A 15,195-nucleotide genomic window follows, 5' to 3' on the forward strand; every position below is an offset into this window, starting at 1 on the left:
TCAGAGAAAAAAATGATACATGTTGCTGCTGCTGTCATTGATGATGGCGCAGGTAACATTTTTCTAGCAAAACGCCCTGATGATAAGCATCAGGGTGGTTTGTGGGAGTTTCCTGGCGGGAAAGTTGAACCGGGAGAATCTTCCGAAGTAGCGCTGGCAAGGGAGCTAGATGAAGAGATTGGTATTAAGGTTAATCAGGTTGAGTCTCTAATACAGATTCCTTATCACTATTCTGATAAGTCAGTTTTTCTAGATGTATTTCGTGTCACTGGGTTTTCTGGCGAGGCATGGGGGAGGGAGGGGCAGGAAGTTCGTTGGGTGCCGCTCAATGAGCTTGATAGCTACCCTTTTCCTGCTGCAAACAAGCCTATCCTTAATGCTGTTTTATTACCTGATAAGCTTTTAATTACGAAGGCTTATAGTTCTGTGTCCGGGTGTATTTCTGGGACAGAAAGTGCGATAAATGCTTTTTCTCTCACTTGGTTTATGTTGCGACAAAAGCAATTATCTGAGGAAGGGTATGCTCACTGGGTAAGGACGATGCGCGCAGCTTCTCAGTTAAACAACAGGCGCTTAATATTGAGTTGTTCAGTAGAGCTTGCTAACAGTTTGAAAGGAGAGGCTTTGCATTTAACTTCCCAGCGCTTGATGGCAATGTCTAATCGGGAAGAGTTCTCGGGTCGTTTTTTAGGGGCTTCCTGCCATTCGCTAGAAGAGCTTAATAAAGCCCAATTAATGCAATGTGACTATGTGACCTTGTCGCCAATTAGCCCAACTAAAAGTCATCCCAGTACTCCTGTATTAGGATGGAAAGCTGCCTCGAATATCATTGCACAAGCTGCTTTACCCGTGTTTTTATTGGGGGGGATGAATCAGAGCGACTTAATGCAAGCTAAGAGTATTGGTGCTCAAGGTATTGCTGGTATTAATGCATGGTGCTCGTAAACATGTGGCCGTCACTACTGGGCTGGTCATCATAGTCGTCAACTGATGGCGATACCGGTAGTTGGTACTCCTCACTTGCCCATGCACCTAAATCGATAAGTTTACAGCGATCACTGCAGAAAGGGCGTGAGTTATTAGTTTCATCCCATATTGATGGGCCGGAACATTGAGGGCATTTTATCTTTTTCATGTACGGTACTCGTTTACTGCTAACTCACGTAATTTTATATCCAGTAGCTTTATCTGGTTTTCTAGGTTTTCTAGATCGGAACTGTTATCTATTATAGTATCAGCAAGCTCAAGCCTATTTTGGCGGCTTAGCTGTGCTTCCATAATACGTTGCACCTGCTCTTTATTGTTTTTATCGCGCGATATTACTCGTTTAATTTGCAAGCTTTCAGGTACATCAACAACAATAATGTGATCAACCATTTTATGTTGATCTGTTTCAAGCAAGAGAGGAGAAGCTAAAATAGCAAAAGGCGCGGAGCCTTGATAGCTCTCTATTTTTTCCATAATTCGATTGCGAATAATGGGGTGCAATAATTGCTCAAGCCACTCTCGTGATTTACTATCAGAAAAAACAGTTTCTCTTAAGCTGGCTCGATCTAATTTACCATTCTCTGATAGCATTTGTGGACCAAACTGTTCGACTATTTTTTTTAATGCTGCCTCGCCCGGCTCCACCACTTCACGAGCAACAATATCAGCATCAATTATGGGTCTTCCCAATAGTTCAAACTGCGCAGATGCTGCGCTTTTTCCGCTACCAATACCACCAGTTAAACCGACCACTAACATAATAAAAACCTAATAAATCTTGCCAAAATATTTTCAGAACTAAAATTGCTTATAATCTAGACACTATTTATAACATTAAAAGATAAGCTGCGGTTATCTGGTCACCCCAAAGAAGCGCTACCCAGCCGGCAATAGCAAGGTAGGGCCCAAAAGGAAGTGGGTTTTGGGCTTCGTGTCGTTTAAATAACATCAGCATAACTGCAAGAATAACACCGGCCACGGAAGAGAGTAAAATGATTAACGGAAGCGCTGCCGCGCCACACCAAGCACCTAAAGCCGCCAATAATTTAAAATCTCCATACCCCATGCCTTCTTTGCCTGTTAGCAATTTGAATGCCCAGTAGACAGACCAAAGGGAAAGATACCCTAGTGTGGCTCCCCATACAGCCGCTTCCAAAGATGCAAAGCTATTCTGCGTATTAATTAACAGCCCTAACCATAGTAATGGCAATGTTATTCTATCTGGCAGGAGTTGGTGGTCAACATCAATAAATGTAAGTGAAATTAAACACCAAGTGAAAAGGACTGCTGCAAGTCCGTATGCATTAAAGCCAAATTGATGCATGGCTATTACACTTAAAGCAGCAGTTAATAGCTCAATTAAAGGATAGCGTAAAGGTATGTGGTTTTTGCATGAAGAGCACTTACCGCCTAGTACCATATAGCTAACAACTGGAATATTTTCGTACCAGCGGATTTTATGCTGGCAATAAGGGCAGGTTGAATCGGGCTTCGATAAATTAAATGTACCCGTTTTTTGCTCAGGTTCTTCGTCACTGGCTTCTCGAATACTTTCTTGCCACTCGCGCTCCATCATTACAGGAATGCGATAAATAACGACATTAAGGAAGCTACCTACTAATAGAGAGAAAACGAAGGTGAAGATGGCCGCATACAGCGGTTCTGAGCTTAACCAGTTTATTAATGGGGTCATGTTGTGTAGAGCACCAAACTAAAATTCACGAGAGTATAAAGCCAAAACCTAGGTAGGTTCTCTATACGACGGCACCTAATTGGAAAATTGGTAAATACATGGCTATTACAAGCCCTCCTACCAGGACTCCTAGAACAGACATAATCAGGGGCTCAATCAAGCTGGAGAGATTATCAACAGCATTATCTACTTCTTCTTCATAAAAGCTGGCTACTTTATCGAGCATCATATCTAAAGAGCCTGCTTCCTCTCCAATAGCTATCATCTGTATTGCCATGTTAGGAAATACACCTGTCATAGTGACTGCGTTTTGTAAGGATTGTCCAGTGGAAACACCATTACGTATTTGGATGATCGCTGTGCGGTATACAACGTTACCAGAAGCTCCTGCCGCAGAATCAAGCGCGCTGACTAACGGTACACCAGCTGCAAATGTAGTCGAAAGAGTACGAGCAAAACGAGCTATAGCTGCCTTGTGTAGTATTTCACCTAGTACAGGAAGCTTGAGTACAGCTCTATCTATGAAGTCTGCAAATTTTTGTGACCGTTCTTTGATTTTGACAAGTGTAAACCCAGTTAATGAAACAACTACCAAAATAATAAACCAATATGCTTGAGCAAATACAGAAAGTTTGAGTACGAATTGTGTAAAGGCAGGTAATTCCGCACCAAAACTTGAGAAAACACTTTCGAATTGCGGTACGACCTTTACTAATAATATAGCCGATACGACTAAGCCAACAATTAAAACCGCTGCAGGGTAGGTCATTGCTTTTTTTATTTTTTCTTTAGTGACTCTACTTTTTCTTTGTAAGTGGCGATACGGTCAAGCATTGTCTCTAGTGCACCTGACTGTTCACCTGCGCTAACTAAACTACAATACAAGTCGTCAAAGTATTTTGGGTGGCCTTCAAGCGATGCTGCAAAATCTTGGCCGCCATTAACAGATGAGCGTATATCATTAATTAGTTCCTTCACTTTTGTTTTCTCAACACCGTTGGCAACAATATCCATGCCTTGAAGTAGTGGGACTCCAGCACGCATCATAGTAGCAATTTGGCGAGTGAAATAGGCTATATCTAGAGGCTTGATAGCTGCGTTTTTATCACTAAAAAGGGATAGTGATGATTCTTTGGCAAGCTTTTTGGGTAGGATTCCCTGTTTGCGTAATAATGCTTTGGCAGTGGCTAGATCAACGGCATCAATTTTGCCTTTGCTAGTATTGCCGCTTTTATCTTTACCCTGCCAATTGTAGGTGACAGATTTTTTTTGTTTTGTAGCCATGCAGTGTGATCTCTTTCAAGGCATTAAATTAAAGCCATTAGGTCTTAATAACGCGATTCATTTCATCCAAGCTAGTAAGACCTTGTGCTACTTTATCTAACCCTGTTTGGCGAAGTGGCCTAAAACCTTGCTCTTGAGCAATACGGATAATATCTATAGAGGAGCCGTTGTTCATAATGACTTCAGCTATTTCTGGCGTCATGGGTAGCATTTCATAGATACCAACACGACCTTTATAGCCTCTGGTACATTTAGGGCATCCCTCTGGGTTTGCTTCATATAGATCAATACTACGAAGCTGTTCTGGAGAAAACCCTTCTTCTATTAAAGCAGCTTCTGGCACAGATGCAGGTTTTTTACAGGGTTCGCATAAACGACGTGCAAGGCGTTGTGCAATAATTAAGCTAACTGAGGTTGCAATGTTGAATGATGCAACACCCATATTACGTAAACGTGTTAATGTTTCAGGGGCGCTATTGGTGTGCAGGGTTGATAGAACCATATGCCCGGTTTGAGCCGCTTTTATGGCAATTTCGGCTGTTTCCAAATCACGTATTTCCCCTACCATGACAACATCAGGGTCTTGTCGCAAGAACGAGCGCAAAGCTTCTGCAAAGCTTAAACCGACTTTGGCGTTAACATGTACTTGGTTTATTCCTTCAAGGTTTATTTCGACAGGATCTTCGGCAGTAGAGATGTTTAACTCAGGAGTATTAAGAATATTAAGCCCTGTATAGAGGGTTACTGTTTTACCGCTACCGGTAGGACCAGTAACTAGTATCATTCCTTGCGGCTTATGCAGTGTGCTCATATACAGGTCGTTTTGCATTTGGCTAAAGCCTAAAGCATCTACTCCCATTTTAGCGCTGGAAGGGTCCAAAATACGTAAAACTATTTTTTCGCCCCAGAGTGTGGGGAGTGTATTCACACGAAAATCAATAGCGCGGTTCTTTGATATTTTCATTTTTATGCGCCCATCTTGCGGCATGCGTCGTTCAGAAATATCCATTTGTGACATGACTTTTAAGCGGGCTGACAAGCGTTTGGCAAGGTTGTTAGGCGGCTTGGCTATCTCTTGTAAAATACCATCGATACGGCTACGAATTCGGTAAGCTTTTTCGTAGGGTTCAAAGTGTATATCTGATGCACCTTTTTTAATGCAGTCTAGTAAGATTTTATTCACAAACCGTACAATAGGAGCATCTTTAGAAGCATCCTCACTGGTTTGTTCCTCTTCTTCTTTGCTGCTGCCGTCATCTATCTCTAGAGAATCTAAATCTGTGTCATCCAATTCTTCAAGAGCGGAGCCTTGGTCATCTAGGAAAGCCTCAATAAGCTGCTTGAGCTTATCTTCTTCAACGATGACGCCTTCGGTGGTTATTCCCGTGTGGAATTTAAACTCATCGAGTGCTTGGATATTCGTAGGATCAGCTAATGCAACATAAAGCCGGTTATCACGCTTTACTAAAGGGAGGGCGTGATGCTTGGAAATTAAATTATCAGCAACCAGTCCTTGAGGGATAGATTCAGTGTTTATGCAGTTAAGGTCGAGTAATGGAAGGCCAAATTCATCAGATGCTGCACTTGCCGCACGGTGGGCAGTCACTAAACGCTCATCAATTATATGACTGATAAAGGGTTTTTGAGAGGCGCGGGCTTTTTCAATGGCGTTGCGCGCTACATCAGCCGAAAAAACTCCATCTTTAACCAGTCTTCTTGCCAAGCCGCTTAAAGGTTGCTGAACCTGCATTATCTCTCCTTAGTTTTACTGTAATTACTAGTTCCATTACTTTTGTCATTATTCTAGTTCTGAGAACCACATGAGAGGCTGCATATTAATTTAGTTTAAATTTGGATATAACTCCTCCACAAGACGTTAATAATTATAGGCTAAAATCCTTATAGCAACATCATTTACTGCAGCGCTTAAATAAAGGTGAGATTTTTATATTAGATTTAATCAATTTTTTTCTTGTGTCTGTGGAAATTACAAAAAGCTGGTCTACACTGGTCAGTAAGTAGCACTTGTACAGAGGAATCGATACAAGGGAATACGGATTTACCAACTTAATTTGAGTTTCGAAAAATCGCTGGAGAAGTACAAATGAGAAATATGAATAAACAACAAGGTTTTACATTGATCGAGCTGATGATTGTAGTTGCGATTATTGGTATTTTGGCAGCGATCGCATTGCCTGCTTATCAGGATTATACGTCTAAAGCTCAGGTATCAGGATCACTTGCAGAAATATCAGCAGCTAAAATAAACATTGAAGAAAAAATTGGTCAAGGTGTTAGTGCATCAGATGCAACAGCTTTATCAGGAACTAGTATTGCTGTGTTAAAAGAGTTAGGTTTCTCTGCAGCATCTTCTCAACGCTGTACTGTATATACCTCAGCTGTAGCAACTACAGGAGCTGCTTCAATCCAGTGTACTATGGCTGGTAGCCCTGATGTGATTGGTAAAACAATTACGTGGACACGTGCTACTTCTGGTGTTTGGTCATGTGCAAATACTGCTCCGAACAGAATTTCTCCTAAAACATGTCCAGGTGCTTGATTAGAGGCTGAGGTGCTGATGGTGTAGCATGCAGAGTGTGTATTCCTGAAGCCATAATTGACCCTATGTTTCAAATTAAGAAGACCGCAATAGCGGTCTTTTTTATTGATTCTATTTTAATGATTTTAGGTTGATGTCTTGATTTTATAAATAGGGTGTTTGTAGTAACGGCTGTATAGTTATTAAGGAATAGTTTTCAAAATTAAAATAGTTACTATTGAGTTTATGGTAGTGAGGTTTTGATTTAAATAATCTAAACTACGCCTATTGCATATCAAATTTAATCAATTAAACTCGTTGGCTGAATCCTGTATCCGGTCATCATTAATTATGAAGCGTACAATAATTATCCTCCTTATCGCTGCTTGCGTAGCTGTTACTTTATATATCAATCAGACAAAAAAACTAATACCCCCTGAGGTTAAAGCAAAGATTGAGCAGACTTTATTGGATGATGTTTTGTTTCCTGCACGTCCTGTATGGTGGAGTGATGATAAAATTCTTGCAGTAGGTATCGCATCAGAAAGCATGACGGGTAATGCCGCAGCTGAGAAAGCATGTCAGTTACTTAAAAACCGTTCATTGCCTATCTCCGGGTTAATTATTGAAGTTTACGATGTGATTAAAATTCAAAAGGCCGATGACTGGAGCCTGTTAGGCTCAGGCAAGTGCCCGTAAGGTAGGATTTTACACTGTAAACAACATATTATAATGACAAAAAATGCAGCTATTTCTTATTGATGGCTGCATATTTAATTATATTAAGAATTGGTTTTTAAACCATCCCCACAGCCCTAAAGAGTAGTTTGGGAATAGGTCTATGCCCAATGCGGACTTAATCAAATAAAGAACGATAAGTCCAAGCAATGTAGCGAAAGTTAAAAAAATAGCTATCGCCAATGTCGTGGCCATGCGTGATAATTCTTGTTCACGCCTTGTTAGATCGCGTTTATTTCTACCTGCTAGAAAAACAAAATAATAACGCCAGCGCCAGATGCGTAGAGTACCGCGTAGGTCTATTTTGTGTTGTCCCCATTTTCTTGCGCCAAAGGCTACTTTTAGGGCAGACAGCTGCTCTTGGCTAAAAGATTCTTTTAGGTCATCAGGTAAGCGTTCTTTCAAACCATTAATAAAAGAGTCGTTCACTACTAATCATTGCCTTTAAGGTAGATAGTTGGTTAGATCAAACGCATGGATAAGTCGGTTGCACGACAGTGCTTTGTTAGTGCGCCAATTGATATGTAGTCAACACCCGTCATAGCTATTGGTACTAGGGTCTCGTCCGTAATGTTACCTGAGGCTTCTAATTTAGCTTGGGAGTTTTTTGTTAATGCTTGGTTGATAGACACGGCTTCGCGCATTTCATCTTCTGTGAAATTATCGAGCATTATAATATCGGCTTTAGCTGTTAGCGCTTGCTGAAACTGTTCAAGAGACTCAACTTCAACTTCAACTTTTTTATTAGGAGCATTTTTCTTCGCTGTTTCAATAGCTTGAGCTATACCGCCGCATGCCATGATGTGGTTTTCTTTAATCAAAAATGCATCATAAAGGCCGATACGATGGTTATAACATCCTCCACAAGTAACAGCATATTTTTGTGCTATGCGTAGGCCAGGTATTGTTTTTCGGGTATCGAGTAAGCGAACAGAGGTGCTGGCTACTTTATCAGCGTACTGCTGGCTAATAGTTGCGGTACCTGAAAGTGTTTGTAAAAAATTAAGAGCACATCGTTCTGCTGTTAGTAGTGAACGAGCCGACCCTGTGGCAGTAAAGAGAACTTGGTCTGGCTTTACTCGGTCGCCGTCTTTTACTTGCCATTGGATTTGCATGTCAGGGTCTACTTGATTAAACACCTCATCAACCCATGCGGTACCACTGATCACTGCTGATTCGCGTGAAATAACACGTGCTGTTGCTTGCTCTGTTTGAGGAATTAACATGGCAGTGATATCGCCAGTACCAACATCTTCAGCTAATGCGGCAGTGGCGTTAGCGAAAATAACAGGTTTAAGGTCAGTGGTTGTTAGCATGACGGTCCGGCCTTTTGAGTAAAGGGTTATGTAAATGGTCGAATAAACTTTACGTGGTAAAATACGTAAATTAAATGAATAACGATTTTAACTGAATAGTATCAAGGCGAGTAGGTAAAGTGCTGAAAACAGCTTATAAAGTTCACGATGGGCGATTAGAAGGTAGTCGGTGGTGTCCATCGCCCAATTATAATGAGCGTGCGTCACAGGCCAATATTGATGTGTTGGTGATTCACAACATTAGTCTACCTCCCGCACAGTTCTGTAATGGCTATATTGAGGCATTTTTTCAAAATCGTTTGCCGGTGAGTGAGCATTCATACTTCGCCGAAATTGCTGAGTTACAGGTGTCGGCTCATCTATTGGTTACACGCAATGGAGATGTGATTCAGTTTGTTAATTTGAATGATAGGGCTTGGCATGCGGGAGAGTCTTGCTTTGAAGGGAGAGTTAACTGCAATGACTTCTCTATAGGCATTGAGATGGAAGGTACTGATGATTTGCCCTACACCTATACACAATATCAAGTGCTTGCTCGTGTAGCAAACTCGCTTATAGAGGCTTATCCTCAGATTAGTAGGAATTCAATTGTTGGTCATGTTGATATTGCACCGGGAAGAAAGACTGATCCAGGAGACTCATTTAATTGGCTTTATTTTGAACAGCTTTTTTGTGAGTTCAAGCCCAAGTCTTAGAATTTCTGATTGGGTGCTTTTTGAGAAGCGAACGCTATTCTTAAGTACAGTTTTATCGACGTATTAACGCTATAACTGATAATTGTTTTCATCTATTATACGTTTTCTAATATCAGCATACTTGGTTGTTTTCACATGTCTTCATTGTTATCTGTTGAGTCTCTTTCATGCTCGTATGCCAATCAATTGATTGTTGAAGGTGTTAGTTTTTCAATCAATGAAGGAGAAATTGCTTGTTTGCTAGGCCCAAGTGGTTGCGGTAAGACGACCTTATTGCGTGCATTGGCTGGTTTTAATACGGTTACTTCTGGCTCTATCTATATGCAAGGACAGCAAGTTTCATCTAAAAGTACAACGTTACCACCTGAAAAACGCCAAATGGGAATGGTCTTTCAAGACTATGCACTTTTCCCTCATTTAAGCGTTGCTGATAATATTGCTTTTGGTCTTAAAAAAAACTCAAAAGCTGATAAGACCGCTATTATCCAGTCTATGCTGCAACTAGTTCGGTTACCGGACTTATCAAAACGTTATCCTCATGAGCTTTCAGGTGGTCAGCAGCAGCGTGTAGCATTAGCTAGGGCCCTGGCTTCTCGCCCTCGGCTATTGCTAATGGATGAGCCTTTTTCAAACTTAGATACAGAGATGCGTAAAGAGCTTTCGTTAGAAGTTCGTGACATTATAAAGCAGCAGGGAATAGCAGCAGTAGTTGTAACACATGATCAAGAAGAAGCATTCGTGATTAGTGATGTACTGGGAATTTTGGCAGATGGAAAGCTGCAGCAATGGGGTACTGCTGAATCTCTTTATTACACACCTGAAACTGTGCAAGTTGCTAAATTTGTTGGCGAAGGTGAGTTGTTTGAAGGGGTATGTATGTCCGAAACCAAAGTGCAGACAGAGCTTGGGCTGCTGGAGTTTGCAGAGCCGCTTTTGTTGGATCGACAGCAAGCAGTGAACTTATTTATCCGCCCTGCTGATGTCTCTCCTATAGTTGATAATAATGGGCACGCGACAGCGCAAGTGTTGAGTAGAGAGTTTATGGGCGAAGCTACACGTTACCTTCTAAAGCTCGAGTCAGGAAGAACCACTTCAGCACTAGTCAGAGAGTTACTACCATTTAAAATTGGTGATGTAGTCGGAATTGAAGTAGCTGTGCATCGGCCAATTGCTTTTCCAATTTAATATAAACTATTTTTTATGAGCTATTCTTTAGGTTAATTAAAATGTGCATATTCATAAGGTATATGCAATTACTATAAATAAGGAATGCTTTTGCGTACTTCTTTAATTAACCAATCTTTTTTCACAGCAACTATTTTCTTGTTTTTTTCTTCTTTTTACTTTCGAACGAACTTAGGTGGACAAGGTCTGTTTCTTCCATTTAATTCTGTTGTATGGATTGCTGTAGCTCTAATTCTTGCTCTTGCAGTTTTGCGGATGTGGCAGCAACAGGTTATCAGGCTGCCAGCTTATTTTGGCTTAATTATAGCGATGCCGTTATTGATAATGCTAACCGGTTTTATTGTGGGGTTGGAGCAGCCGCTTTCATGGATGCTACGTATATCGGCTATTTTGCTTGGCTTTTTTCTTTTCTTTGGGTTGTTTCAATTCAATGCTTCAAGGCGTGATATTCAGAGTGCTTTGTATATTCTATGTGGTGTATTGTCGTTACATGCTTTCGTTGGGCTAATACAGCTAATGCCGGGCACGTTATTGTCTGAGTTGGTTCCTAATCCCGGTAACCAAATAGCGCTGGGTTTTTTTCAACAACCTAACCTACAGGCAAGCCTCATGGCTACAGCAGTAGTGCTGTCAGTTTTTATGTTAAGTGCTCCTGATTTTAGTAATCGCCCTTTGTGGGTTAAGTTGTTGCCTGTCTTTTGCATGTTGCTGTCAGCTTTTGTGCTGCTGAGTGCTGGGTCACGTATAGGTATTTTAGGAGGTGGTGTCGGACTAGTTCTTATAACTTTGTCTCGTTATAGTCTGCTTAAGTACCGAAAATTCTGGACAGTAGGTATATTTGGGGCATTACTAATTGGAGGCAGTGCTGGTTTATTTATTAACGAAGGAGCGTTACGTGCTTATTCTAAAATGGAACAGCTTGCAGAAGAAGGGCAGGACATTAGAAAAGATGTTTATCTTATTAGCTGGGAGGTCATTAAAGATAAACCGCTATTAGGGCATGGAATTGGTAGTTTTCAACGAGTGTTTCATAATAAAGCTGCTGAGTATCAACTGGAAGCGCAAGGCTTTAATCTCGGAGTACGCTTTTCGCATCCTCATAATGAGTTTCTTCTGTGGGGTGTTGAAAGTGGTGCTGTAGGCTTATTCGCTTTTTTGTTTGGTGTCGTAGCTGTTTGTCGTCAGCTTCTTTCCTTGGGGTGGCAGCGAGGGGGGGCAATGGCTTCGATATTACTTCCCATGGCCTTGCATACTCAAGTTGAGCACCCTTTTTATGTGTCCGCTTATCACTGGGTTATTTTCTTATTCTTGTTGTTTGTTGTTTTTCAAACTAGGTGCAAAACTTATCCTTTGTACCTAAGTATTGCAGCAGGGTGGTTAGTGCGAGGGGGGGCGGTTCTGTTATTAATGGTCGTACTTTGGTTTAGCAGTACAGCGCTTTATTACTCTCATCATATCGTCTATGTTTTATATTCGGGCCATGCTAAACCTGAAGAACTTAGATCAATTAGTAAACATCCTTTTTTTACTAATGTAGCTACCCGCTATCTATTGGAAAGCCTTTCTAACACTGAAAAAATTAGTCATGGAACTACTTTTACATTGGACTATGCTCGATGGATGGAAAATAGCCTTCGAGATGAACCTGACATTTCTGTATTTTTAGAACTGATTCGTGCCTATAACTACTTGGGGGATTCTGAAAAAAAGAAGAATACTGTTGATCGTGCTTTATACTTATACCGTGATAACCCCTTAATATTGGCAGCTTCTAAAGAAATATTAGTAGATTAAGGTTGTGAATATTTTATGAGATCTGCCGATTCAGTGCGCTGAGCGAGTCCCTGTAATAGATTTGCTCAGCATGATGACTGGAATAATACCTACCAAAACTATCAATAGTGCCGCTAAAGCACACTCTTCTAATTGCTCATCTGATGCATATTGGTACACAAAAGTGGCAAGTGTATCGTAATTAAATGGCCTTAAAATTAGTGTGGCGGGCAGCTCTTTCATGCAGTCCACAAATACAACTAGCATGGCAGTTAATAGGCCGCCTTTAATCAGCGGGAAGTGAATTTTCACTAATGTTTTTCCGGGTGACATGCCTAATGAGCGAGCCGCCATATCCATGGTTGGTGTGACTTTATTGAGCGAGCTATCAACAGCGCCTGTTGCCACAGCTAAAAAACGGACGCAGTAAGCAAAAATAACTGCAAAAACAGTTCCGCTGAGTAGCAACCCCGTAGAGATATCAAATTGTTCACGCATCCAAGCGTCCACTCTGTTGTCAAATGCGGCTAGTGGAATGATGACTCCGATGGCCAATACAGCCCCAGGAAGGGCATAGCCAAGGCTAGAGAAGCGCACTGCAGATGTAAGCCCCAAGCGGTTTGGGTTTAAACGTTTAGCATAAGTAAGTAATACGGCCAATATTAGGCATAGTAGTGCGGCACCGCCTGAGAGCAGAAAGCTGTGGCTGGCATGTTTTAAAAAATCTGTAGTGAAAAATTGATCGAGATGGCTGATTGAATAAGTAATTAGCAAAGCCACCGGAATAATGAAACCTAATAGTATCGGTAGTAAACAGGCAATGAAGGCGAGTGTGCTACGGGTTCGATTTAAAGGGTAGGCTTGAATCGCTTTGAACCGATCAGTGCTATGAAATTGTTTTTGTTTAGCGCGAGCTATGCGCTCCAGGGCAATAAGAACAACAACAAAGATCATCATCATGGTTGCTATTTGGGCGGCGCCGCCCAAATTTCCCATATTAAGCCATGTATCATAAATACCAGCACTCATGCTTTGTACTGCGAAATAGTCGACTGTTCCGAAGTCATTAAGAGTTTCCATTGAAACCAATGATAAACCGACAGCAATAGAAGGGCGCGCGATAGGTAATGAGATGCGGTAAAAACTTTGCCAAGGCGTGCAGCCCATCAAGCGACTAGCATCTTTTAGGCTCATTGATTGTTCTAGAAATGCCGCTCTAGACATCAAGTACACATAAGGATAAAGCACTAATGTGAGCATTGAGATCGCTCCTGATAGCGACCTTATCTCAGGAAACCAATAATCTCTAGCCGTTTGCCAACCAAAAATGTCCCTTATAAATACTTGAACGGGTCCTGCAAACTCAAGGATGTCTGTGTAGATATATGCAATAACATAGGCGGGAACGGCAAAAGGAAGTAATAAAGCCCACTCAAAAAAACGCTTTCCTGGAAACTGGCACATAGTTACCAGCCATGCAGTACTTACACCGATGATGACAGAAAGAGAGGCAACACCGACCATTAATTTTAAGGTTGTAGTGATATAAACAGGTAAAATAGTGTCGGCGAGATGTCGCCAGATATTTTCTTCTGGAAAGAGGGCCAGATAGAACACCGAAAGAACAGGAAGCGCAACGAGTAATGCGGCTCCCCAGCTGCTGATGTACCAACCGGTAGTGTTACTAGCGCGTATTGGGCGTGTGATAGTTTGTGTATTCATTAGCCAAAGCAATAAAACGATAGCCGCGAAGACTACCGTTTTAACTTATTAATGTCACTAGTGTATTAGTGAATTAAAAGATTCTATTCTTTAGTTATCAAAGCCAACTTTATCAACCAGCTTTGCAGCTGCAGCACGTTGTGCAGATACTTTCTGTAAGTTGATAGCATCACCTTTAAATTCACCCATGAACTTCTCGACCAATTCTGAGCGTGGAGTATTCGGGCGTACAGGGAATTCAAAGTTAACATCAGCATAAAACTTTTGAGACTCTTCTTTTGTTAAGAACTCAATTAGTTTTTGTGCAGCCACTGGGTGAGGAGAATTTTTAGTTATTCCTGCACCTGAAATATTCATGTGTGCACCGCGGTCTGCTTGGTTAGGGAAAATCAAATTAACAGATTTTGCCCACTCTTTTTGCTCAGGGTTTTTCTCATTTGTTAACATCTTTCCAAAGTAATAAGAGTTACCTAGTGCAAGGTCACATACACCTTCTTTGACCGCTTTAACTTGAGCTCGATCGTTACCTTGAGGTTTACGTGCAAGGTTCTCTTTAACGGCGTTTAACCAGTTTTCGGTTTTTTCTTCACCATGGTGAGCAATCATGCTGCCGATAAGAGAAAGGTTATAGGTATGTTTACCGCTGCGTGTACAGATGCGTCCTTTCCACTTTGGATCAGCCAACTCTTCATAAGAGGTTATTTCACCCTCTTTAACGCGCTCTTTAGAGGCATAAACTAGGCGTGCACGCGAAGTTAGTCCTACCCAGCGACCTTCTGGGTCACGGAATTGCTGAGGTACGTTCTCGTTAACAATCTCACTTGTAAAGGGTGAAAATAGGCCTTTTTCAGTAGCATCAAATAGAGGGCCGATATCAGATGTTAGTAGAATGTCCGCTGGTGAGTTGCGACCTTCATGCTCTAAGCGTTCGAGTAAACCTTTCTTTGCAAAAACAACATTGGTTTTAATACCTGTTTCTTCTGAGAATGCTTTCAATAAAGGTTCGATAAGGAAGGGTTGACGGTAAGAGTAAATATTTACTTCTTCTGCCTGAGCCATGGCGTTGAAGCTGAGCGCTGTTGTGAGAGTGGCAAATGCAAACAGAGACTTGCGTAACATAGTTTTACCCTACTTATTAATTAAATAATATGGTTGAAAAAGTGAAGCATTAAAGATAACGCGAATTATTATCGTTAAGGCGTAGAAAGTCAATGCGGATGAGTATAATTCTCAATACCATTCTCTTATAACTTTATGTTCCTT

General features: G+C 41.2%; 14 protein-coding genes and 2 pseudogenes. 7 read left to right on the forward strand and 9 right to left on the reverse strand.

Annotation, left to right across the window (positions count from 1 at the left end; translation table 11 throughout):
- The first annotated feature begins 12 nt into the window (after positions 1-12).
- Entirely contained in the window at positions 13-945 is a 933-nt protein-coding gene (locus NEJAP_RS04955) for a Nudix family hydrolase (RefSeq protein WP_329610935.1), read from the forward strand.
- Here NEJAP_RS04955 and NEJAP_RS04960 read toward each other — a convergent pair.
- The 5 genes and pseudogenes from NEJAP_RS04960 to pilB all read right to left on the reverse strand — a co-directional run bounded on the left by NEJAP_RS04960 (position 926) and on the right by pilB (position 5,714).
- Positions 926-1,135, reverse strand: a complete 210-nt coding sequence (locus NEJAP_RS04960; RefSeq protein WP_201349572.1) for a DNA gyrase inhibitor YacG — start codon at positions 1,133-1,135, stop codon at positions 926-928. The genes NEJAP_RS04955 and NEJAP_RS04960 overlap by 20 nt on opposite strands.
- Entirely contained in the window at positions 1,132-1,746 is a 615-nt protein-coding gene (gene coaE, locus NEJAP_RS04965) for a dephospho-CoA kinase (RefSeq protein ID WP_201349573.1), read from the reverse strand. The genes NEJAP_RS04960 and coaE overlap by 4 nt, the downstream gene beginning before the upstream one ends.
- Before the next feature lie 67 nt (positions 1,747-1,813).
- Positions 1,814-2,680 (reverse strand): prepilin peptidase, encoded by an 867-nt coding sequence (locus NEJAP_RS04970; protein WP_201349574.1) that lies wholly within the window; start codon positions 2,678-2,680, stop codon positions 1,814-1,816.
- A 61-nt stretch (positions 2,681-2,741) separates the two neighbouring features.
- Positions 2,742-3,964 (reverse strand): annotated as a pseudogene (locus tag NEJAP_RS04975) (type II secretion system F family protein).
- 37 nt (positions 3,965-4,001) lie between these two features.
- On the reverse strand, positions 4,002-5,714 hold the full coding sequence (gene pilB / locus NEJAP_RS04980; protein ID WP_201349575.1) for a type IV-A pilus assembly ATPase PilB: 1,713 nt from the start codon (positions 5,712-5,714) through the stop codon (positions 4,002-4,004).
- A 363-nt stretch (positions 5,715-6,077) separates the two neighbouring features.
- Between pilB and NEJAP_RS19520 the strand changes: the two are divergent.
- From NEJAP_RS19520 to NEJAP_RS04990, 3 genes and pseudogenes are all read left to right on the forward strand, one after another.
- Positions 6,078-6,192: pseudogene (locus NEJAP_RS19520) on the forward strand (prepilin-type N-terminal cleavage/methylation domain-containing protein); the annotation flags it as partial.
- A 20-nt stretch (positions 6,193-6,212) separates the two neighbouring features.
- A complete protein-coding gene (locus NEJAP_RS04985; RefSeq protein ID WP_419197848.1) occupies positions 6,213-6,524 on the forward strand; it encodes a pilin in 312 nt (103 codons plus the stop codon).
- A gap of 330 nt (positions 6,525-6,854) precedes the next feature.
- Positions 6,855-7,202, forward strand: a complete 348-nt coding sequence (locus NEJAP_RS04990) for a hypothetical protein (protein ID WP_201349577.1) — start codon at positions 6,855-6,857, stop codon at positions 7,200-7,202.
- Between the two features lie 78 nt (positions 7,203-7,280).
- Here the strand turns inward: NEJAP_RS04990 and NEJAP_RS04995 are convergent, their stop codons facing one another.
- Together NEJAP_RS04995 and nadC are read right to left on the reverse strand one after the other, a co-directional pair.
- The gene (locus tag NEJAP_RS04995) at positions 7,281-7,670 is read right to left on the reverse strand and encodes a 3-phosphoshikimate 1-carboxyvinyltransferase (RefSeq protein WP_201349578.1); all 390 of its coding nucleotides are present in this window, start codon (positions 7,668-7,670) and stop codon (positions 7,281-7,283) included.
- 32 nt (positions 7,671-7,702) lie between these two features.
- The gene (gene nadC / locus NEJAP_RS05000; RefSeq protein WP_201349579.1) at positions 7,703-8,557 is read right to left on the reverse strand and encodes a carboxylating nicotinate-nucleotide diphosphorylase; all 855 of its coding nucleotides are present in this window, start codon (positions 8,555-8,557) and stop codon (positions 7,703-7,705) included.
- A gap of 119 nt (positions 8,558-8,676) precedes the next feature.
- On the opposite strand from nadC, the gene ampD reads away from it, so the two are divergent.
- The 3 genes from ampD (at position 8,677) to NEJAP_RS05015 (ending at position 12,231) form a co-directional block, all read left to right on the forward strand.
- A complete protein-coding gene (ampD, locus tag NEJAP_RS05005) occupies positions 8,677-9,252 on the forward strand; it encodes a 1,6-anhydro-N-acetylmuramyl-L-alanine amidase AmpD (RefSeq protein ID WP_201349580.1) in 576 nt (191 codons plus the stop codon).
- A 135-nt stretch (positions 9,253-9,387) separates the two neighbouring features.
- Positions 9,388-10,437, forward strand: a complete 1,050-nt coding sequence (locus NEJAP_RS05010) for an ABC transporter ATP-binding protein (RefSeq protein ID WP_201349581.1) — start codon at positions 9,388-9,390, stop codon at positions 10,435-10,437.
- A gap of 90 nt (positions 10,438-10,527) precedes the next feature.
- Positions 10,528-12,231, forward strand: coding sequence for a PglL family O-oligosaccharyltransferase (locus NEJAP_RS05015; protein WP_201349582.1), 1,704 nt, complete (start codon positions 10,528-10,530; stop codon positions 12,229-12,231).
- A gap of 30 nt (positions 12,232-12,261) precedes the next feature.
- Here NEJAP_RS05015 and NEJAP_RS05020 read toward each other — a convergent pair whose 3' ends face one another.
- Together NEJAP_RS05020 and NEJAP_RS05025 are read right to left on the reverse strand one after the other, a co-directional pair.
- Positions 12,262-13,932, reverse strand: a complete 1,671-nt coding sequence (locus NEJAP_RS05020; protein WP_201349583.1) for an ABC transporter permease — start codon at positions 13,930-13,932, stop codon at positions 12,262-12,264.
- A gap of 90 nt (positions 13,933-14,022) precedes the next feature.
- Complete coding sequence (locus tag NEJAP_RS05025; protein ID WP_201349584.1) at positions 14,023-15,051, reverse strand: Fe(3+) ABC transporter substrate-binding protein; 1,029 nt, start codon at positions 15,049-15,051, stop codon at positions 14,023-14,025.
- Between the last annotated feature and the right edge of the window lie 144 nt (positions 15,052-15,195).

The organism is Neptunomonas japonica JAMM 1380, assembly GCF_016592555.1.
Classification (GTDB): Bacteria; Pseudomonadota; Gammaproteobacteria; order Pseudomonadales; family Balneatricaceae; genus Neptunomonas; species Neptunomonas japonica_A.